The organism is Allobosea sp. LjRoot237 (assembly GCF_964253285.1).
GTDB lineage: Bacteria > Pseudomonadota > Alphaproteobacteria > Rhizobiales > Beijerinckiaceae > Allobosea.
Window position 1 is genome coordinate 1,133,316 of record NZ_CAXUQP020000001.1, and the last position, 18,441, is coordinate 1,151,756.

At 66.4% G+C, this 18,441-nt stretch carries 17 protein-coding genes; 11 read left to right on the forward strand and 6 right to left on the reverse strand.

Annotated elements, in window-relative coordinates:
* The first annotated feature begins 79 nt into the window (after positions 1 to 79).
* Complete coding sequence (locus tag ACSQ24_RS05440) at positions 80 to 2,062, forward strand: hypothetical protein (RefSeq protein ID WP_436093704.1); 1,983 nt, start codon at positions 80 to 82, stop codon at positions 2,060 to 2,062.
* Positions 2,063 to 2,065: 3 nt separating this feature from the next.
* Here ACSQ24_RS05440 and ACSQ24_RS05445 read toward each other — a convergent pair whose 3' ends face one another.
* On the reverse strand, positions 2,066 to 2,662 hold the full coding sequence (locus ACSQ24_RS05445; protein WP_436093705.1) for an intradiol ring-cleavage dioxygenase: 597 nt from the start codon (positions 2,660 to 2,662) through the stop codon (positions 2,066 to 2,068).
* A 229-nt stretch (positions 2,663 to 2,891) separates the two neighbouring features.
* Here ACSQ24_RS05445 and ACSQ24_RS05450 point away from each other — a divergent pair, with 229 nt between their 5' ends.
* Both ACSQ24_RS05450 and ACSQ24_RS05455 read left to right on the forward strand, forming a co-directional pair.
* Positions 2,892 to 4,565, forward strand: a complete 1,674-nt coding sequence (locus ACSQ24_RS05450) for a formate--tetrahydrofolate ligase (protein ID WP_436093706.1) — start codon at positions 2,892 to 2,894, stop codon at positions 4,563 to 4,565.
* Positions 4,566 to 4,890: 325 nt separating this feature from the next.
* Positions 4,891 to 6,642 (forward strand): sensor domain-containing diguanylate cyclase, encoded by a 1,752-nt coding sequence (locus ACSQ24_RS05455; RefSeq protein ID WP_436093707.1) that lies wholly within the window; start codon positions 4,891 to 4,893, stop codon positions 6,640 to 6,642.
* Positions 6,643 to 6,763: 121 nt separating this feature from the next.
* Here the strand turns inward: ACSQ24_RS05455 and ACSQ24_RS05460 are convergent, their stop codons facing one another.
* A complete protein-coding gene (locus tag ACSQ24_RS05460; RefSeq protein WP_436093708.1) occupies positions 6,764 to 7,801 on the reverse strand; it encodes an L-idonate 5-dehydrogenase in 1,038 nt (345 codons plus the stop codon).
* 122 nt (positions 7,802 to 7,923) lie between these two features.
* Here ACSQ24_RS05460 and ACSQ24_RS05465 point away from each other — a divergent pair, with 122 nt between their 5' ends.
* Positions 7,924 to 8,691 carry a glucose 1-dehydrogenase gene (locus tag ACSQ24_RS05465; RefSeq protein ID WP_436093709.1) on the forward strand — a complete coding sequence of 256 codons (768 nt, stop codon included), beginning with the start codon at positions 7,924 to 7,926 and terminating at the stop codon, positions 8,689 to 8,691.
* Between the two features lie 152 nt (positions 8,692 to 8,843).
* Here the strand turns inward: ACSQ24_RS05465 and ACSQ24_RS05470 are convergent, their stop codons facing one another.
* Together ACSQ24_RS05470 and ACSQ24_RS05475 are read right to left on the reverse strand one after the other, a co-directional pair.
* Positions 8,844 to 9,530 carry a glutathione S-transferase family protein gene (locus ACSQ24_RS05470; RefSeq protein ID WP_436093710.1) on the reverse strand — a complete coding sequence of 229 codons (687 nt, stop codon included), beginning with the start codon at positions 9,528 to 9,530 and terminating at the stop codon, positions 8,844 to 8,846.
* A gap of 22 nt (positions 9,531 to 9,552) precedes the next feature.
* On the reverse strand, positions 9,553 to 10,296 hold the full coding sequence (locus ACSQ24_RS05475) for a haloacid dehalogenase type II (RefSeq protein WP_436093711.1): 744 nt from the start codon (positions 10,294 to 10,296) through the stop codon (positions 9,553 to 9,555).
* 232 nt (positions 10,297 to 10,528) lie between these two features.
* Here ACSQ24_RS05475 and gpmI point away from each other — a divergent pair, with 232 nt between their 5' ends.
* Positions 10,529 to 12,043, forward strand: coding sequence for a 2,3-bisphosphoglycerate-independent phosphoglycerate mutase (gene gpmI, locus ACSQ24_RS05480; RefSeq protein WP_436093712.1), 1,515 nt, complete (start codon positions 10,529 to 10,531; stop codon positions 12,041 to 12,043).
* A 7-nt stretch (positions 12,044 to 12,050) separates the two neighbouring features.
* Here the strand turns inward: gpmI and ACSQ24_RS05485 are convergent, their stop codons facing one another.
* A complete protein-coding gene (locus ACSQ24_RS05485; RefSeq protein WP_436093713.1) occupies positions 12,051 to 12,971 on the reverse strand; it encodes a LysR family transcriptional regulator in 921 nt (306 codons plus the stop codon).
* Positions 12,972 to 13,064: 93 nt separating this feature from the next.
* Between ACSQ24_RS05485 and ACSQ24_RS05490 the strand changes: the two genes are divergently transcribed.
* From ACSQ24_RS05490 to ACSQ24_RS05505, 4 genes are all read left to right on the forward strand, one after another.
* Entirely contained in the window at positions 13,065 to 13,862 is a 798-nt protein-coding gene (locus ACSQ24_RS05490) for an NAD(P)H-dependent oxidoreductase (protein ID WP_436093714.1), read from the forward strand.
* A 58-nt stretch (positions 13,863 to 13,920) separates the two neighbouring features.
* Positions 13,921 to 14,136, forward strand: coding sequence for a hypothetical protein (locus tag ACSQ24_RS05495; RefSeq protein ID WP_436093715.1), 216 nt, complete (start codon positions 13,921 to 13,923; stop codon positions 14,134 to 14,136).
* Positions 14,137 to 14,416: 280 nt separating this feature from the next.
* Complete coding sequence (locus ACSQ24_RS05500; protein ID WP_436093716.1) at positions 14,417 to 15,100, forward strand: TetR/AcrR family transcriptional regulator; 684 nt, start codon at positions 14,417 to 14,419, stop codon at positions 15,098 to 15,100.
* A 66-nt stretch (positions 15,101 to 15,166) separates the two neighbouring features.
* On the forward strand, positions 15,167 to 15,781 hold the full coding sequence (locus ACSQ24_RS05505) for a GNAT family N-acetyltransferase (RefSeq protein WP_436093717.1): 615 nt from the start codon (positions 15,167 to 15,169) through the stop codon (positions 15,779 to 15,781).
* A 10-nt stretch (positions 15,782 to 15,791) separates the two neighbouring features.
* Here ACSQ24_RS05505 and fliJ read toward each other — a convergent pair whose 3' ends face one another.
* Positions 15,792 to 16,196: a flagellar export protein FliJ gene (fliJ, locus tag ACSQ24_RS05510; RefSeq protein WP_436093718.1), complete on the reverse strand. Its 405-nt coding sequence runs from the start codon at positions 16,194 to 16,196 to the stop codon at positions 15,792 to 15,794.
* A gap of 404 nt (positions 16,197 to 16,600) precedes the next feature.
* On the opposite strand from fliJ, the gene ACSQ24_RS05515 reads away from it, so the two are divergent.
* Complete coding sequence (locus tag ACSQ24_RS05515) at positions 16,601 to 17,749, forward strand: MFS transporter (protein ID WP_436093719.1); 1,149 nt, start codon at positions 16,601 to 16,603, stop codon at positions 17,747 to 17,749.
* Between the two features lie 128 nt (positions 17,750 to 17,877).
* Positions 17,878 to 18,441: a TlpA disulfide reductase family protein gene (locus ACSQ24_RS05520; protein WP_436093720.1), complete on the forward strand. Its 564-nt coding sequence runs from the start codon at positions 17,878 to 17,880 to the stop codon at positions 18,439 to 18,441.

Sequence of the window (18,441 nt, forward strand, 5' to 3'; positions counted from 1 at the left end):
CGGCTGGACGCCGGCCGGCGTCACGCTATCCTTTGCCGCAGCGCGCCCGCCGCGGTGCGAATCGGCTGGGGGCAACACCATGCGGGGCGCAGGTTGGCGGACGCCTGGTCTGGCGATGCTGCTTTCGCTCGCCAGCACGGCCGTCGTTGCGGCCGAACCGCTGCTCGATGTCCAGGATGTCGCGACGCTGCGCCGCCTCGAAACGACAGGCTATGCGCTGGCTGATGTGCTCGGCGCCGGCAGGGGCGACAGCACTGCCGCACTGGCTCGAGATAGCGTTGCCTTCCGCACGATCGCCAGCCATGTGGGCGAGGACGTCAGCGCGCTGCGCGCCGAGATGCTGGCCAATGGCCGCAAGCTCTACGAGGTCACCGACGGCAATGTCGGCCGGGTCATCGACCTGCGCTGGCTGCGCTCGCCGATCGCGCGGTTCCAGCTGACCGCGGTGGTCAACCGGCTCGACCGGCAGGACTTTGCAGCGTTGTCCGGCGAGGCCGGCTGTGGCGAGGTGCGCCTGATCTACCGGCTCGCCTATGCCTTCGACGATGCGAGGCTGAAGCGCCGGCTGGCCTCGCGTTTGCCGTTCACGCTGAATGCGGTCTTCAGCGTCAGGGCGGGCGAGGGCGGCTCCTGCCGCGAGGCCGCGCAAGCCTGGCTGATCGCGCCCGGCGACGACCCGGCGATGCTGGCGCGACAGCTCGCCGAGGGACCGCTGGCGAAGGAGCGGATCAGCCTCAAGCAGGTCGAGGTCAACGCCCAGATCGTGCGCTTCCCATCCGGCATGGAGACCGAGTTCGGCGGGCAGGCCGCCTATCTGCAGCGCGTCTTTGCGGCGTCCAAAGGTGGAGGTGGTTTCGTACTCAAGCCGAAGCCGCTGGAGAACACGCCTGATGTGGCCCGGCTGAAGTCGGATGCGGCGCTGCGGCAGGAGCTGATCGATTACGTCAGAAGCAATCTCCCGGCGATCGACCGGGGCGTCTATCAGCTGCCCGAGCGCTTCCTGGCGACGAAGGCGGTCTCCTATTCGACTTTCGGCAGCGCCCGGCAGGCGAACCACCCCTTCATCGAGGCCGTGCCGGCTACCGCGCTGACCGGGCTCGATTTCGGCGCGACCCGACTGGTGCGCAACGAGAAAGCGCTGTTGGAGCGGCTCGACAATGGCTCCTGCATGGGCTGCCATCAGGCCGGCGCCACCGCCGGTTTCCACATGTTCGGGCTCGACGACGGCGCGACCTCGGCGCTGAACCGGATCAAGACCGGCATCTCGCCGCATCTCTACGCGGAGGGTTTTCGGCGCGCGGCCTATGCCGCAGCCGTCGCAACCGGTACGGAGCCGGAGCGCTATCGCCCGCCGTCCTTCGCGCCGCCGGCGAACTGGCAGGCGGGGCGGCCCTTCGCCTATAATCCGGCCGCGCTGACCATGCCTTGCCTGACGGGCGAGAGCGCCCAAGCCTTCGGCGAGGGTTGGGCCTGTGCAGCAGGCTCGGTCTGCAAGCCGCTGGTCGAGAGCAAGGCGGTCGGGATCGAGTTCGGCCAGTGCATCAGGCTCGACGAAGCCCGCAACTTCTCGGGCCAGCCCTGCTTGACCGGCGCGATCAGCACCGCCGTCGGCAAGCCTTATCTCGACCGCTATCGCAAGACCGGGCAGTTCGGCGCGTTCGCCACGGGCTTCTCGCAGACCGCCTTCAATTGCCGGCCGGCCAAGATCGGCGTTCCGGCCGGAATGGCCTATCGCCAGTGCACGCCGGCCGATCGTGTCTTCGCCGGTTTCGCCAATGGCAAGGTGCCGGACGAGATTTGCGGGCTCGCGGGCGGCAAGGCCTTCGACGATTGCGTTGCGACCAACCGCTTCGACGAGTGCCTGTCGAAGGCGGTGACGCGCGGCAACCGCGGCACCTGCAGCGCGACGAGCTTCTGCCGCGAGGACTACATGTGCCAGGCGATTCCGGACGACGTGCCCGGTGCGACCACGACGGTGAAGGATTACGGCTTCTGCTCGCCGACCTATTTCCTGTTCCAGATGCGCATCGACGGCCATCCCGACCCGCAAGCGCGGCTGTAGCGCTTATCCTGCCAGCACGAAGTCGAAGCGGCCGAGCTGGCCGCCGTCGGCCGGGCGCAGGCTCATCAGCAGCTTTTGGTCGAACAGGCCGTCGCGGCGATTGCCGGGCTCGTCGGGAAAATAGAGCTGTGTAGTCAGCACCGGGCTCTGCGTGCCGGCACGCACCTTCACATGGAGATGGCGCGTGCGGCCGGTGTAGAGCCCCGGCGCGCGGGTGATGAACTGGTAGCGACCCTGCTGGTCGGCGAAGAGATGGCCGCGGAAGCGGAAGCCGCGATTGTCGTACTGGCCGCCGGCATCGGCATGCCAGAAGTCGAGCAGGGCGCTGGGTACCGGCCGGCATTGCCGCGTCAGCACGAAGCCGCTCAGCACCAGTAAGGTGCCAGTGCCGTCGGCCCGCAGATCGGCGCGCTGGGGAGAGGACGGGGTGAAGAACGGGCCTTCGGTCTGGCGTGGCGTCGCGGTGGCGTGTCCCTCGCAGGCTGGGGTCGCCGGCAGGTTGACGCTTTGTGCGAATGCATCGGCGGGGAGGGTGAGGCCTGCGAAGCCTGCGGCCGAGAGGCGCGCGAGCAGGTCACGGCGGCTTGGAGCGTCTGACATGGTTTCCCTCCTCACGCCTGCGGCGCCGCCATTCTTGCCACAGGAGCCATGTCCGATTTCGGGCGAAGGCGACGCCTCGCCGAACTGTGATGGTGGCTGAGGCTGGGAAGTCTCCTGTGGGCACATTGCATCCATGTGCCGGCGCGCTGGCGACCGGTCGCGTTTTTCGGCAATAGTCGCGCCCGCGGGGGGGCGAGGCGTCCCGTTTAAGCAGGCTCTGAGGGACGGCATGTCGACCGATATCGAGATCGCCCGCGCGGCGACGCTTAAGCCGATCGGCACCGTCGCCGAGGAAGCCGGCATCCCAGAGGCGGCGCTGCACCCTTTTGGCAAATACATCGCCAAGATCGAAACCGACGCGATCCCGGATCTCGCCGAGAGGCCCGACGGCAAGCTCATCCTCGTCACCGCGATCAGTCCGACGCCGGCTGGCGAGGGCAAGACCACGACGACGGTCGGCCTCGGCGACGGGCTGAAGCGCCTCGGCAAGCGCACCATGATCGCGCTGCGCGAGCCCTCGCTCGGTCCCTGCTTCGGCCAGAAGGGCGGGGCGGCCGGCGGCGGCTATGCCCAGGTCGTGCCGATGGAGCAGATCAACCTGCACTTCACCGGCGATTTCCACGCCATCACCAGCGCGCACAATCTGCTGGCGGCGATGCTCGACAACCACGTCTACTGGGGCAACGGGCTCGACCTCGACGAACGCCATATCGCCTGGCGCCGGGTGGTCGACATGAACGACCGGGCGCTGCGCTCGATCGTCTCCTCGCTCGGCGGCGCGATGAACGGCTTCCCGCGCGAGGACGGCTTCGACATCACCGTCGCCTCCGAGGTGATGGCGATCTTCTGCCTCGCCAATGATCTTGCCGATCTGGAGGAGCGGCTCGGGCGCATCGTCATCGGCCGCACCCGCAGCAAGCGCCCGGTCACGGCCGCGGAGCTCAACGCCCAGGGCGCGATGACCGTGCTTTTGCGCGATGCGCTGATGCCGAACCTGGTGCAGACGCTGGAGGGCACGCCTGCCTTCGTCCATGGCGGCCCCTTCGCCAACATCGCCCATGGCTGCAATTCGGTGATCGCGACGCGCGCCGCGCTGAAGCTCGCCGATTATGTCGTGACCGAGGCCGGTTTCGGCGCCGATCTCGGGGCTGAGAAGTTCTTCGACATCAAGTGCCGCAAGGCGGGCCTGAAGCCGGATGTCGCGGTGGTGGTCGCGACCGTGCGGGCTCTCAAGATGCATGGCGGCGTTGCGCGCGACCTGCTCGGCACCGAGAACCTCAAGGCGCTGGAGGCGGGCCTGTCCAACCTCGCCCGCCATGTCGAGAACGTCAGAAAGTTCGGCGTGCCGGCGATCGTCGCGATCAACCACTTCACCAGCGATACGCCGGCCGAGCACGCACTGATTCAGAATTTCTGCCGCAACCATCTCGGCGTCGAGGCGGTGATCTGCCGGCATTGGGCTGAAGGAGGGGCGGGCACCGCCGAACTCGCGACCAAAGTCGCGGAGCTGACGGAAAGCGGCGAGGCCGATTTCGCGCCGCTCTATCCGGACGCGATGCCGCTGCGCCAGAAGCTCGAGACGATCGCGCACGAGATTTATGGTGCCGCCGGCGTCTCGATGGACGCCAAGGTGACGGCCCGCATCGCCGAGCTCGAAGCGGCCGGCTATGGCAACCTGCCGATCTGTGTGGCGAAGACGCAATATTCCTTCTCGGCCGACCCGACCCTGCGCGGCGCGCCCTCGGGCCATATCGTGCCGGTGCGTGAGCTCAGGCTCTCGGCCGGCGCAGGCTTCGTCGTCGCGATCTGCGGGGACATCATGACCATGCCCGGCCTGCCGCGCCAGCCTGCTGCCGAGCGCATCTACATCGACGCGCACGGCCAGATCGAGGGGCTGTTCTAGCCCGTTTCGTCGTTGTTCCGGGGCGCTGCGCAGCAACGAGCCCGGAACCCATGACTACGGCGTTACCCCAGTTCGTCATGCTCGCCCTTGTGGCGAGCATCCACGTCTTGAACACCACTTTCGATCAGTGAAGGCGTGGATGGTCGGCACAAGGCCGACCATGACGGTGAGGGCGTGTTCATGGCTTCCGGGCTCAGGCCTATGGCCTGCCCCGGAATGACGCTCTAGCCCGGCCACATTCGTCAACGAAGTGTAAACCATATCGCGGCCACCATGGGCCCGTGCGATTCCGAACATGTCGGAAGGCGCGGGAGATGCCGACGCGATGGGTTTGCTGACCGCCTGGACCAATTCGGGCCTGAAGGCGCGTGTGCTCATGCTCGTCCTGGCGACGCTGGTTGCGATCGCGGTGCCGGCCTCCGGCATCTTCCTCTGGATGGTCAACGGCACGGTGGTGAAGCTCGGCACGCTCTTCGCCGAGAAGCAGATCCTGTTCGACCGCTATCGTGGGCTCGAAGCGCTGATGCGCGAGGTCTCGCTGGCCGAGACGGTGGCGCGCGCGCCGGTGATCGTCGAATGGGCGCAGGACGAGACCGATCCGGAGAAGGCCAGGCGCGGCCTCGCCGAGCTCGAGCATTACCGCCTGTCCTTCACCGACCGCAGCTATTTTGCCGTCGTCGACAAGAGCGGCAACTACTATTTCAACGACAAGGACAATGCTTACGAGCCCAATCGGCTGCGTTACACCGTCTCGCCGAATGCTCCGCAGGACATCTGGTACTTCAAGACGCGCGCGCTCGGCACGGGCTGCCATCTCAACGTCAACCGCGACGAGGTGCTCTCCGTCACCAAGGTCTGGATCAACTGCATCATCCAGAAGGACGGCAAGGTCCTCGGCCTGATCGGCACCGGCGTCGACCTGACCCAGTTCATCAAGGAGGTCGTCGAATTCCCGCAGACCGGGGTGCAGAGCATGTTTGTCGATCTGCAAGGCGCGGTGCAGGCGCATCGCGATCCGCGCGTCGTCGACTTCCACAGCCTGACCAAGGACGCGGCGGCCAAGAAGACGATCTTCCGGCTGCTCGACGAGGAGGGCGACCGCAAGGCCCTCGCCGACATGATGCAGCGCGTCGCCAAGGGCGAGGCGCTGGTCCTGTCCCGCTTCATGCGGATGGACGGGCACGAGGTCCTGGTCGGCGTCGGCTTCCTCGACCGGCTCGGCTGGTTCAACGTCACGGTGATGGATGTCGACGCCATCATCGACCGCAAGCTGTTCGCGCCGATCGCCGGGTTGATGGTGGCGATCGTCATCGTGGCCGCTGGGCTGATGACCTTCCTATTCAAACGCAAGGTGCTCGACCGGCTGGCCTGGGTCGAGCAAGGCGTCACCAGAGTCCGCGCCGGCGACTTCACCGCCGTGGCGAAGGAGGACGGCAACGACGAGATCGCCCGGCTGTCGCGCGCCTTCAACGAGATGGCCCAGGCCGTCGGCGACAATACCGGCCGGCTCGAGGCGATGGTCGCCGAGCGCACGCAGAAGCTCGAACAGCTGGCGCAGCACGACCCGCTGACCTCGGTGCTCAACCGCCGCGGCTTCGAGGAGGTCTTCGCGCGCGAGCAGAACCGCGCCCGGCGCGATGGCAAGGCCTGCGGCCTCGTCATCGTCGATCTCGACCGCTTCAAGCTGGTCAATGACGACTACGGCCACCATGCCGGCGACGAGGTGCTGATCGCCTGCGTCCGACGGATGCTCTCGACCTTGCGCAGCTACGACGCCTGCGCCCGCTGGGGTGGCGACGAGTTCATCCTGCTGATCAGCGATTGCTCGGCGGAGTCGCTTGCGACGACCGCGAGCAAGATCGCGACGCTGCTGCGCGAGGCGCCGGTCGCGCTCAGCGATGGCCGGGCAGTGCCGATGACGGCGAGCCTCGGCGCCGCCATGGCTCGGCCTGAGGACAGCCTGACCGATGCCGCCGCGCGCGCCGATGCGGCGCTCTATCAGGTCAAGCGCAATGGCCGCGACGGCGTCGCGATCGACGAGCCGCAATCGGGGGCGATGTTGCGGCGGGTAGTCTGAGATTGGGCGTCATTCTCGGGCGCAGCGAAGCGCAGACCCGAGAATCTCAGGACGAGAAGGCATCAAGAGAGCCTCATGCTGCCTGAGATGCTCGGGTCAAGCCCGAGCACGACGTGGTTCTTCAACCGAAAACCAGCTGCACCTTCATCGCCTTTGACTTGTCGGCGGCGAGCTCGAAGGCCTCGACGGCGCGCTCGATCGGGATCGAGGCGGTGAGCAGCGGCGAGAGGTCGATGCGGCCCGACGAGATCAACTCGACCGCCCAGTCGAACTCCTCGTGGAAGCGGAACGAGCCGCGCAGGTCGAATTCCTTGGCGACGACGACATTCATCGGAATCGTGAAATTGCCGCCGACACCGATCTGGACGATGACCGCGCCGGGGCGCAGCGCGTCGAAGGCACCGGTCAGCGCGTGCTGGTTGCCCGAGCATTCGAACATCACGTCGAAGGCGCCTTTTTGCGCGCCGTAATCGGCCTTCAGTCGCTCCGGCTCGGCCATGACGTTGATCGCAGCTGTCGCGCCCATCTTGAGGGCGACCGGCAGCGGGCCGTCGACCACGTCGGTGACGACGATCTCGCTGGCGCCGGCGGCGCGGGCCGCAACCACTGTCAGCACGCCGATCGGGCCGGAGCCAGTGACGAGGACGCGTTTGCCGAGGAGGGCGCCGGCACGCTTGACCGCATGCAGGCAGACGGCGAGCGGCTCGGCGAAGGCGGCCTGGGCCGCGCCGACATGGCCGGGCAGCTTCACCGCCTGGCGCTCCTCGATGACCAGAACCTCGCGGAAGCCGCCCTGGACATGAGGGAAGCGCATGGCGCTGCCATAGAACAGCATGTCCAGGCAGTGCTGCTGCTGGCCGGCCTGGCAGTAGCGGCAGCGGCCGCAGGCCCGGCTCGGATTGACCGCGACGAGATCGCCCGGCTTGACTCGGCTGACCTCGCCGCCGACCGCCTCGACGATGCCGGCGATCTCGTGGCCGAGGATCAGCGGCTCGCGCACCCGGATCGTGCCGAAGCCGCCATGGAGATAGTAGTGCAGGTCGGAGCCGCAGATGCCGCCGGCCTTGATCGCGACCTTGACGTCGAGCGGGCCGAGCTCCGGAACAGCGGCGTCCTCGACCCGCAGGTCCTTCTCGGCATGGATCACGACGGCACGCATGGCGAAAGTCTCCTGTGAGCGGTAGCCATGCGGCCACGGCATTGTCTAATCGTTTTAAACCGCTTACCCAACCCTTGAGACGCTAACAAGCCGCAAGTCGGGCCACGGACCGGGAGGATAGGATGTCGCTCAATCTGTTCAAGCTCGACGGGCGCATCGCGCTGGTCACCGGCTCCGGCCAGGGCATCGGCCTCGCCATCGCCGAAGGCCTCGCCGCTGCCGGCGCTCATGTCGTGCTGAACGGCCGCGACGCCGGCAAGCTGGAGAAGGCGCGCAGCGCCATTGCGGCAGCCGGCCACAAGGCTTCGATCGCCGCCTTCGACGTCACCGACCAGAAGGCAGTCCAGGCCGGCGTCGCGAAGGTCGAGGCCGAGATCGGGCCGATCGACATCCTGATCAACAATGCCGGCACGCAGAAGCGCGGCGCCTTCGTCGACTTCCCGGCCGAGGACTGGCACTTCCTGATGGCGACCAACCTGCACTCGGTGTTCTATGTCAGTCAGGCGGTGGCCAAGCGCATGGCCCCGCGCAACCGTGGCAAGATCGTCAATATTGGCTCGGTGATGAGCAAGCTCGGCCGGCCGAGCATCGTGCCCTACACGGCGTCGAAGGGGGCCGTCAGCCTGATGACACAGGGGCTCGCGGCCGAGCTCGGCAAGCACAACATTCAGGTCAACGCGATCGGCCCCGGCTATTTCGTGACCGAGCTGAACCAGGCTCTGCTCGCCGACGAGACCTTCTCGAACTGGGTGAAGAGCCGCGCCCCGGTCGGCCGCTGGGGCGAGACCAAGGAATTGGCGGGTGCGGCGATCTTCCTGTCCTCGGAAGCCTCCGACTATGTCAGCGGCCATCTGCTGATGGTCGATGGCGGCCTGACCGCGGTGGTGTGAGGTTATCGCCTCACCAACCCTTGCCGTCATTCCGGACAAGCGGCGAAGCCGCGCAGCTCCGGAATCCATCGTAGAGCGCAGTTCCCTACGATGGATTCCGGCACTCCGCTTCGCTGCGGCCGGAATGACGGAGCCTGGTATCGGCTGCCGGGTCAGCCCTTCAGAAACGCATTCTGCGGGAAGAGGATTTCCCGCGCTTCCTCGTCGATCTCGGTCTTCCAGGTGAACCTGTCCTTGAGCGCCACGGCGCGCTGCGCCGCCGGCCGGGCCGAGATCTCGTCGAGATGGCGCTTGACGTTTGCGATCTTGGCGAAAGCTTCGTCGCCGAGCGCGAATTGCGCACGCGTCGCCCAGCCCCAGACCGCCATGTCGATCAGCGTGTAGTCGTCGCCGAGCATATAGCGGTGCTTGCCGAGCTGATCGTCGAGCAGGCTCCAATGCCGCTCGGCCTCGCGGGCGTAGCGGTTGATCGCGTAGGGCACCTTCTCCGGCGCCATGCGGGAGAAGTGCACGGACTGGCCAGTATAGGGGCCGATGCCGGTGGCGACGAACATCAGCCATGACAGCATCTGGCCGCGCATCTGCGGCGTATCCGGCGGCAGGAATTGGCCGGTTTTCTCGGCGAGATAGAGCAGGATGGCGTTGCTGTCGAAGATCCTGACATCGCCATCGGTCAGAGCCGGGGTCTTGCCGTTCGGATTGATGGCAAGGAAGTCCGGCTTGAACTGGTCACCCTTGCGGGTGTCGACGGGGACGAGCTCATAGGGCAGGCCGGCTTCCTCCAGGAAGAGCGCGATCTTCGCCGGGTTGGGCGAGGGGTGGTAGTAGAAGCGGATCATCGATGCTCTCCGGTGGAAGCGCTCAGCGGCGCGCGGCGACGTAAGGGACGAGATCGGTCAGGGCCGAGATGGTGAGATCGGCACCCGCACCGAGCTGCTCCGGTTGCATGCGCAGCGCTTTGAACAGGCTCTTCGGCCCGATCGTCGCTGCGCCTGCAAGTTCGTCCCGCAGGGCCTGCGAGGTTACACGCTCGATGCGCGCAACCGTCATGCCATAGGCCTTGGCGCCGGCGATGTCGAAGCCATTGGAGGAGACGAACAGGATCTCGTCGCGCGTCAGGCCGAGCCGCTCCTCGACCAGGCGATAGCCGCGCGGATCGGGCTTGTAGGTGCCGATCTCGTCGACGCTGACCACGGTCTCCAGCAGCTTGTCGATGCCGGCCTGCCGGGTGAGATTGATCAGCATGGCCGGGCTGCCATTGGAGAAGATGGCGAGGCGCGTCGGGGCGAGGCCGTGCAGCGCCGCCAGCGCTTCCGGATAGAGCGCCAGCGCGTCATAGGCCGCGGCGATGCGGGCGAGGAAATCGGGTGTGGCTTCGAGCCCGAGCGTCTTCAGCGTGAAGTCGAGAGAGGCCTGCGTCACGCTCCAGAAGTCCTCGTAGCGGCCCATCAGCGCGCGCAGCCAGGTGTATTCGAGCTGCTTCAGCCGCCAGATCTGGGTGATGGTCTCGCCATGGCCGGGGAAGGCGGCGTCGGTGACGCCGGCGACCGACTGCACGTCGAACAGGGTTCCATAGGCATCGAAGACGACGGCCTTGATCGGCATGGCAATCTTCCCTTCTCAACTCGGCCCTCATCCTGAGGAGCAGCTGTAGGCTGCGTCTCGAAGGATGCTTCAGGAGGCTCCGGAACCAGCTGGAGCATCCTTCGAGACGGCCTGCGGGCCTCCTCAGGATGAGGGCTGTGCGGAACTGCAGCGCTATTCTTAGCGCTCGCCTTGGCCGCGTGGAGCATGATATCCGCACAAGCACTTGTTCGCAGATGCACAGGATACGCGAATGTCCAGCCGCCCCGTCATGCTGATGATCCTCGATGGCTGGGGCTGGCGCGACGACAGGGACAACAACGCGGTCCTCTTGGCGAAGACGCCGAATTTCGACCGCTTCTGGGCGTCGTCGCCGCATGCCTTCCTGCGCACCTCCGGGCTCGATGTCGGCCTGCCCGAGGGGCAGATGGGCAATTCCGAGGTCGGCCACCTCAACTTGGGCGCCGGCCGCGTCGTGATGCAGGACCTGCCGCGCATCAACCAGGCGATCACGGACGGCACGCTGAAGCAGGCGCTGGATGCAAGCGGGTTGATCGGCAGGCTCAAGGCCAGTGGCGGTACCTGCCATATCCTCGGCCTGGTCTCGCCCGGCGGCGTCCACGCCCATCAGGATCATGCGGTCGCGCTGGCGAAGCTCGTCGTCGCGGCGGGCGTGCCGGCGCTCATCCACGTCTTCACCGATGGGCGCGATACGCCGCCACGCTCGGCGAAGGACTATGTCGCTGCGTTGGAGGCGGCGCTGCCGCCGCAGGTCAAGATCGCGACGGTGAGCGGCCGCTACTACGCGATGGACCGCGACAATCGTTGGGAGCGCGTCGAGCTCGCCTGGAAGGCGCTGGCTCTGGGCGAGGGTGAGCGGATGCCGAATGCTGGCTCGGCGATCGAAGCGGCCTATGCCGCCAATGTCAGCGACGAGTTCATCAAGCCGGCGGTGATCGGCGACTACAGCGGCATGGAAGATGGCGACTGCCTGCTCAGCTTCAACTTCCGCGCCGACCGCATCCGCGAAATCCTGGCGCCGCTGCTCTTTGCCGAGTTCAGCGGTTTCCCGCGCCCGCGCATGCCCAAGCTCGTCAGCGCGGTCGGGATGACCTCCTACAGCTCCGAACTCGATCCGATCATGCCGGCGCTGTTCGCACCGCAGAGCCTGGCCAATGGGCTCGGCGAGACGGCGTCGCAGGCAGGCCTCAGGCAGATCCGCTTCGCCGAGACCGAGAAGTACCCGCACGTCACCTATTTCTTCAATGGCGGGCGCGAGGAGCCGTTCGCGGGCGAGGAGCGCAGCATGACGCCGTCGCCGAAGGTCGCGACCTATGACCTGCAGCCGGAAATGTCGGCGCCGGAGCTGACCGGGAAGGTCGTCACCGCGGTCGAGAGCGGGCAGTACGACCTGTTCGTGCTGAACTTCGCCAATCCCGACATGGTTGGCCATACCGGCGTGCTCTCGGCGGCGATCAAGGCGGTCGAGACGATCGATACCAGCCTCGGCCAGATCGCCGACGCCATCCTGGCCAAGGGCGGGGCGCTGATCGTGACCGCCGACCACGGCAATGCCGAGCTGATGGTCGATCCGGTCACCGGCAATCCGCACACCGCGCATACGACCTTCCCAGTGCCGGTCATGCTGATCGGCGGGCAGGCGACTGGGTTGGCCGAGGGCCGCCTCGCCGATGTCGCGCCGACCTTGCTCGCGCTGCTCGGGCTGGAACAGCCGGCCGAGATGACCGGGCAGTCCCTGCTGCGCTGAGCGGCGGTCAGGCCGGCGTGATGCCGGGAATGCCGGCGATCTCTGCAGCCAGGAAATCGATGAGCAAACGGACGCGGGCGACGGGCGCCCGCTCCGGGACGATCAGCATGCTGAGCGGCACGGCAGGCAAGGCATAGTCGGTCAGTATCGGCTCCAGCTGGCCAGACGCCAGCAGATCGTCGACGAGCCAGCGATGGGTCGGGGCGATGCCGCGCCCGGCGAGGAGTGCCTCGCGCACAGCCAATCCGTGATCGACCCGTAATCGCCCGTCGAAGGGGACGCTGTAGTGCTTGTCGCCGGTACCCTCGAGCGCGAGCAGGGCGCTGCCGGCGACGTTCGTCATGCGAATTCCCTGATGCCCGGCGAGATCATCCGGCGAGGCCGGTGTTCCATGCCGGGCAAGATAGTGCGGCGCAGCGACGAACAACCGGTGCGATCGGCCGAGTGATCTGAGCTTCATGGTGCTGTCGGCGAGCGGGCCGAGGCGGATGGCGATGTCGACGCCCTCGCGGACGAGATCGATCCGCTCGTCGCTGAGGCTGAGGTCGATATCGATCCCGGGATGGCGATCCTGGAAGGCGAAGATCAGCCGCGTTATGTGCAAGACGCCGAAAGAGGCGGTGCAGGAGACGCGCACCGTGCCGGCAGGGGCGTCGCGGGTGCTGCGGACCTCGTCACCCGCCAGCTCGACCAGCCGCAGGATGGCGAGGCAGTTCTGGTAATAGCGGCTGCCCTCGTCGGTCAGCGTCACGCGCCGGGTCGTGCGGCTGAGCAGAGGGACGCCGAGTGCCTCCTCCAGCTCGTTGAGATGTCGCGTCACCGTCGATTGACCGAGGTCGAGCTCGCGCGCGACGGCCGACAGGCTGCCGCGCTCGGCAACGCGGACGAAGCTGCGCATGCGCTCCAGTGTGATGTCAGATCTATCCATTTATCGGCATAATCATATGCATTACTGCGTTATAGTGTAGAACTGAGACAGCGCCTAATTCGGAAGCCGGTTCTCATCCGGAAAGGCTCTCCCATGAAGGTTCTGCTGGTTTTCGCCCATCCCGAGCGTCGTTCGCTCAACGGCGCGCTGCGCGACGTCGCCGTCGCCGAACTCGAAGCCCAAGGGCACGAGGTCCGCATCACCGATCTCTATGCCGAAGGCTGGAAGGCGCATGTCGATCGCGCCGACTTCCCGAACTGGCCGCAGGAGAAGGAACTGCGCGTCGGTGCAGCTTCGAAGACAAGCTTCGAGGCAGGCAATCTTACAGGCGACGTCAAGGCCGAGATCGAGAAGCTGCTCTGGGCCGATATGCTGATCCTGCAGTTTCCGCTCTGGTGGTACACGATGCCGGCGATCCTCAAGGGTTGGGTCGACCGGGTCTATGCCTATGGCTTTGCCTATGGCGTCGGTGAGCACAGCGACAGGCGCTGGGGCGACCGCTTCGGCGAGGGCACACTCGCAGGCAAGCGCGCCATGCTGATCGTTACGGCCGGCGGCTGGGAGGAGCATTACTCAGCCCGCGGCATCAACGGGCCGATCGACGATCTGCTGTTCCCGATCAATCGCGGCATCCTCCACTATCCTGGCTATGACGTGCTGCCGTCCTTCGTCGTCTACAGGGTGGACCGGTTCCAGCAGGCAGATTTCGACCGGGTCGCAGGACAATTGCGCGAGCGTATGCGCACGCTGGAGACCACCGGGCCGATTCCATATCGGCGCCAGAACTTCGGTGATTATGTCATCCCGGAGATGACGCTACGCCCGGGCTTGGGCGAGCCGGCAGCCCGTGGTTTCAGCCTGCATGTCGACGGCGTCGGAGCGGTAGACTAGCTGGAGGCGCGGAACTCCTGCGGTGCGCGGCGGTTGTTCGGCGAGAGAGGACAGAGTCATGCCGAACACACGCCGCGACCACCTGACCGATACGCCCGCTGCCTTCGTGACTGCGCCGCGCCCCGGTCAGTCCGGCGCGCATGAGCAGCGGCGCGCCGGACCGAATCCGCGCTCGGCTCATCCAACCGGACCGCATGCCCCCTATGAGCCCGATGATCCAGAAGGCCTGGCTGCCGGCAAGCACGAGCGGAATGAGAAAACCAACAAGCGCTGACAGGTAGAGACGCGACGGGGGCGATCATCGAGACACCTTGCCACATCTCGCGCTGGCGGCCGATTATGCGCAGGTACATCCGCTGATTGCGAGCAGATCACGGTGGTTTCGGCGAGTCCGAAATCGGCCGGAAACCATCGCTGCAAGTCAATCCGAACTATCGTTTGGTTTAATATTCATGCGATGACTATGAGATTTCACGCTGAACGGCAAGGTTGTCGCCTTGATCCCTCGCGCAAGTGAAAGTAGTGACGGCAATCATGCGCTTCCGGATGGGCGCATGAGCGACCTGGGGGGCGGGTCGTCGGGGATGCCGGGGACGGGCGGATCCAGGATGAGAGCGCGCAATGCGAGAAGGCCGGCTCTGGCCGGTACGGTGGAGTCGGTAAAGCAACGGACAATGCGGGACGAGATCCTCGACGCGGCGGCGGAGATCATCGTTCGCGAGGGCTATGACGCCTGCACGATGCGGGCGGTGGCGGCGCTGGTCGGTATGAAGGCCGGCAGCCTCTATTACCATTTCAGGTCGAAGGACGAGATCGTCGAGGAGATCCTGAATCAGGGGATCGAGACGCTCTATGCCCGGGTGGCGGAGGCTGTCCGAGACATGCCAAAGGAGACGCCATTCGCGCAGCGGCTCGCGACCGCGGTGGGGATGCATGTCGCCAGCCTGGTCGGCAAGGACCAGAAATACATGCATGTCTACGAACATTTGCCGCCGGCGATCAGGCGGCGCAGCCGCAAGATGCGGGAAAAATACGCTCAGCTCTGGTACGAGGTGTTCGCCAAGGGCGTGGCGAGCGGCGAGATCGATGGCGGACACGATCTGCGCCTGCTGGTGCCGTATTTTTTGGGCGGGCTGAATCGGGTGCCGGAATGGATCCGCACCAGCGGCGCCGGCAGCGAGCAGATCGCAGCGCTCGCAACCGCAACCCTGCTCGACGGAATCGGCGCCAGGCAGTAGTTCGGAGGGCGGTCGCGTGATGAGAGTCGCGCAACCGATCATGCCCCGTCAGCCTCGCCGGAAGCCATGCCCGAAACCTTCGCCATCAGCCTGAACGGCACCACCGACCTGCCGGCCGGCAAGATCGCCGCGGTCGTAACCTCGCTCGAGATGTTCTCAGCGCCGGAGCGACGGCCCGATCCGCCAAGCGTCGAGGGGTTCTCGCTGGAGGCGATCGGGCGCGAGGACGTGGCGCGCTATCTTTCGGTCTATCGCCTGCTCGGCGAGCGCTGGATGTGGTTCAGCCGGCTGGTCAAGCCGGTGGAAGAGCTCCAGGCGATCCTCTCTGACCCCGCCGTCGACTTCTTTGCGGTGCGCTTCGACGGGCGTGACGTCGGACTGCTCGAGCTCGACTTCAGGGTTGAAGGCGAGGGCGAGCTCGCCTTCTTCGGCCTGGATGAGAGCGTCGTCGGCAAGGGGGCCGGGCGCTGGCTGATGAACCGGGCGCTGGAGCGCGCCTGGGCAAGGCCGATCGGCCGATTCTGGGTGCACACCTGCACGCTCGACCACCAGGGCGCGGTCGAGTTCTATCAGCGTTCGGGCTTCACGGCATTCAAGCGTGGCGTCGAGGTCGACGACGATCCACGCCTGCACGGGGCGATGGCGCGCAGCGCCGTTCCGCATCATCCGGTGATCGAATAGACGCCCGTCTTCAAACGCGCGAGCGCAGGCCGATCGAGTCCATCATCGCCTGATCGCGGGCGGCTTCGGCGGCGCGCTCGGAGGCGCGTTCGCGATCGTCGAGGATCTCGACCTTCTTCATGTCCTCGAAGGCTTCCTGCAGCTCGCCTTTGGCCTCGTCGAGCTGGCCCTGCAGGTTGTCGGCGGACTGGCGCAGATTGTCGCGACGCCCAAGTGCCGCCTTGGCATAGGTCGGATAGGCGAAATGGGCCGGATCGGAGATGCCGGCGCGCGTTTCTTCATTCTGGATCTCGCGGTCGAGATCTCCAGCCATTCGGTTGAATTCCGCGATCATCATCTCAATCTGGCTTACCCGGCGGCGCTTTTCGTCCACCTGGAAGCGTTTGAGACGCAAAAGGGTCTCTCGCGACTTCATCTCGTGCCCAACTCCTGATTACGCTCAGAGCCCGTTCCAGTCCGCCTGCACTGCAAGCTCGCCGGTTAAACGGTCTCCAACTTTCGTTCCGAGACGGATTCACCGACCGGGTTGGTTCAACCTGATCGGATCCGGCTCTGGCGATGAGCCGACCCCTCGGCTCGCCACCGCAACACTCCGCGAGACGAAAAGCACAATGGCCCAAGGAGGTTGATCGTTCCTTACCAGGATCGCTCGCTTTCGATGCATGCAACGGGTGCGTCCCGGGCTCTCCCGGCTGGGCACAGCTCACGCTAGCGTGGGGCGAATCAATAACAAGGGGCGCGCGTGCCAGCGCGCCGGACATATCCTTGCCCGTTTCGCGCCGCCTTCCCGAGTACAGTCTGCTGCTGAGCGGACTCGCCATGACGCGGATCATCGGCTGGGGCTCGATCTATTATTCGCCTTCGGTCTTGGCGGCCTATCTCGATCGCGAGCTCAAGCTCGGACCTGCGGTCATCTTCGGCGGGATCACGATCCTGCTGGTGATCGGAGCTGCGGTCGCGCCCTTGCTCGGGCGCCATCTCGACCGGCGCGGCACGCGGCATGCCATGGCGCTGGGCGCCGTGATCTCGGGGCTGGGGTTGGCGCTGCTGGCGCTGGCGCAGGGGCCGGTCAGTTATCTTGCGACCTGGTTCGTGATCGGCATCGGCCATGCGATGCAGCTCGCCAACACCGGCAACGTCACGGTGGCGCAGCTGATGGGTGAGCGCACCCGCCGCGTGATCGGACTGATGATGCTGGTGACGGGCCTTGCCTCCAGCGTGTTCTGGCCGCTGACCGCCTGGCTCAGCGCCGACTATGGCTGGCGCGCCTGCCTGATGGTCTTCGCCGCGATCCAGCTCGTGATCGTGCTGCCGATCCATCTTGCCATCCCGGCCTATCGCGCCAAGCCGTTGGCCGAGCCCGGCCCGTCCGCCATGCCTGCCGAAGAGCAGGGCAGGGTGCCACTCGGCGAGCGGCGGCCGATATTCTGGCTGCTGGCGCTGAGCTTCTCGGCGAGCGGGCTCGTGTCATGGGGCCTGCCGCTGCACATCATCGGGCTGATGCAGGGCGCAGGCATTGGTGCGGTGAGTGCGGTGACGATCGCCTCGCTGAGCGGCCCCGCGACCCTGATGGCGCGGGCGGTCGACGCTGTTGCGGGCGAGCGTCTACCGGTCGAGCGCGTGGCCCTGGCCGGGCTCGCGCTCGGACCCGCGGCCTGCCTGCTGATGGCGCTGGCGCCGGGATCGAGCGCCGTCGCGGCCGCGTTCGTCCTGCTGTTCAGTGCCGCGATGGGCGTGATCGCGGTCGCGCGGGCGACCCTGCCGCTGGCGCTGTTCGGCCGCAACGGCTTCGGCGCGATGCTCGGCCGGCTGACCGTGCCGCAGAACCTGACCTTCGCCGCGGCGCCGCTGCTGTTCGCGCTGATGGTCGAGCGGCTGGGCGCATCGGGCACGCTCGTGGTGTCGGCGGCGATACAGAGCATGGCTTTGCTCGCCATGATCGTGCTGGTGCGTAGACTCAGGAGCTAGCGCCGTCTCGGAAACGACATGGTCGGCTGCGTCACTGACGCGATCGTGCGTAGGGGCATGGCGCGCGTCGACCTATCACGCGGCCTTCCTGACGAGACCGAGCCTAAGATTTGATGCCGCCCTGTTCATTGACCCGCCGCCTTGTCCTCCAGGCCACGCTCGGATTGCTTGCAGCACCGGGGCGAGCCGAAACCCCGTTTCCGCAATTCCGCACGGCGCGCTACCAGTTCATCGAGCTCGATCCGGTCGAGACGATGGCGCCGCTCTCCTTGCAGGGGCTCGACGGCAAGCCCGCCATCGCCCGGCCGGTGCCTGGCAAGGTCTGCCTCATCTATCTCTGGGCGACCTGGTGCCCGATCTGCCGAATCACCCTGCCGCGCTTCGAGCGGCAGCTCGCCGACTTCAAGGCGAGGGACGTCGAGCTCGTGACCATCAGCACCGATGAGCGCGAGCTGGCGCATGTCCGACAATATCTGGCGCGGCTCGGCATCAAGCGGCTGCGGGTCTTCTGCGATCGGGCCGGCAAGGTTATTGCGGCATCCGGGGCGGGGCAGCCGCTGTCGACCGCTGAAGGGCTGCCAGTGGTCTATCTCACCGACCGGCGCGGCGGCGTGCGCGGCTATATGCTCGGCGAAACGGACTGGGCGTCGCCCCAGGCGACGGCGCTGCTCGACTATGTCGGGCGGCTGTAG

What these genes read in the sequence shown, in the direction of transcription:
- ACSQ24_RS05460 (WP_436093708.1), bottom strand. Translation starts at nt 7,801, where the DNA reads ATGCGTGCCGTCGTGATCCATGCCGAGAAGGACCTGCGGGTCGAGGAC.
- gpmI (WP_436093712.1), top strand. Translation starts at nt 10,529, where the DNA reads ATGTCCAGCCGCCCCGTCATGCTGATGATCCTCGATGGCTGGGGCTGG.
- ACSQ24_RS05440 (WP_436093704.1), top strand. Translation starts at nt 80, where the DNA reads ATGCGGGGCGCAGGTTGGCGGACGCCTGGTCTGGCGATGCTGCTTTCG.
- ACSQ24_RS05505 (WP_436093717.1), top strand. Translation starts at nt 15,167, where the DNA reads ATGCCCGAAACCTTCGCCATCAGCCTGAACGGCACCACCGACCTGCCG.
- ACSQ24_RS05495 (WP_436093715.1), top strand. Translation starts at nt 13,921, where the DNA reads ATGCCGAACACACGCCGCGACCACCTGACCGATACGCCCGCTGCCTTC.
- ACSQ24_RS05475 (WP_436093711.1), bottom strand. Translation starts at nt 10,296, where the DNA reads ATGCCGATCAAGGCCGTCGTCTTCGATGCCTATGGAACCCTGTTCGAC.
- ACSQ24_RS05445 (WP_436093705.1), bottom strand. Translation starts at nt 2,662, where the DNA reads ATGTCAGACGCTCCAAGCCGCCGTGACCTGCTCGCGCGCCTCTCGGCC.
- ACSQ24_RS05465 (WP_436093709.1), top strand. Translation starts at nt 7,924, where the DNA reads ATGTCGCTCAATCTGTTCAAGCTCGACGGGCGCATCGCGCTGGTCACC.
- fliJ (WP_436093718.1), bottom strand. Translation starts at nt 16,196, where the DNA reads ATGAAGTCGCGAGAGACCCTTTTGCGTCTCAAACGCTTCCAGGTGGAC.
- ACSQ24_RS05500 (WP_436093716.1), top strand. Translation starts at nt 14,417, where the DNA reads ATGAGCGACCTGGGGGGCGGGTCGTCGGGGATGCCGGGGACGGGCGGA.
- ACSQ24_RS05450 (WP_436093706.1), top strand. Translation starts at nt 2,892, where the DNA reads ATGTCGACCGATATCGAGATCGCCCGCGCGGCGACGCTTAAGCCGATC.
- ACSQ24_RS05515 (WP_436093719.1), top strand. Translation starts at nt 16,601, where the DNA reads ATGACGCGGATCATCGGCTGGGGCTCGATCTATTATTCGCCTTCGGTC.
- ACSQ24_RS05490 (WP_436093714.1), top strand. Translation starts at nt 13,065, where the DNA reads ATGAAGGTTCTGCTGGTTTTCGCCCATCCCGAGCGTCGTTCGCTCAAC.
- ACSQ24_RS05470 (WP_436093710.1), bottom strand. Translation starts at nt 9,530, where the DNA reads ATGATCCGCTTCTACTACCACCCCTCGCCCAACCCGGCGAAGATCGCG.
- ACSQ24_RS05485 (WP_436093713.1), bottom strand. Translation starts at nt 12,971, where the DNA reads ATGGATAGATCTGACATCACACTGGAGCGCATGCGCAGCTTCGTCCGC.
- ACSQ24_RS05455 (WP_436093707.1), top strand. Translation starts at nt 4,891, where the DNA reads ATGGGTTTGCTGACCGCCTGGACCAATTCGGGCCTGAAGGCGCGTGTG.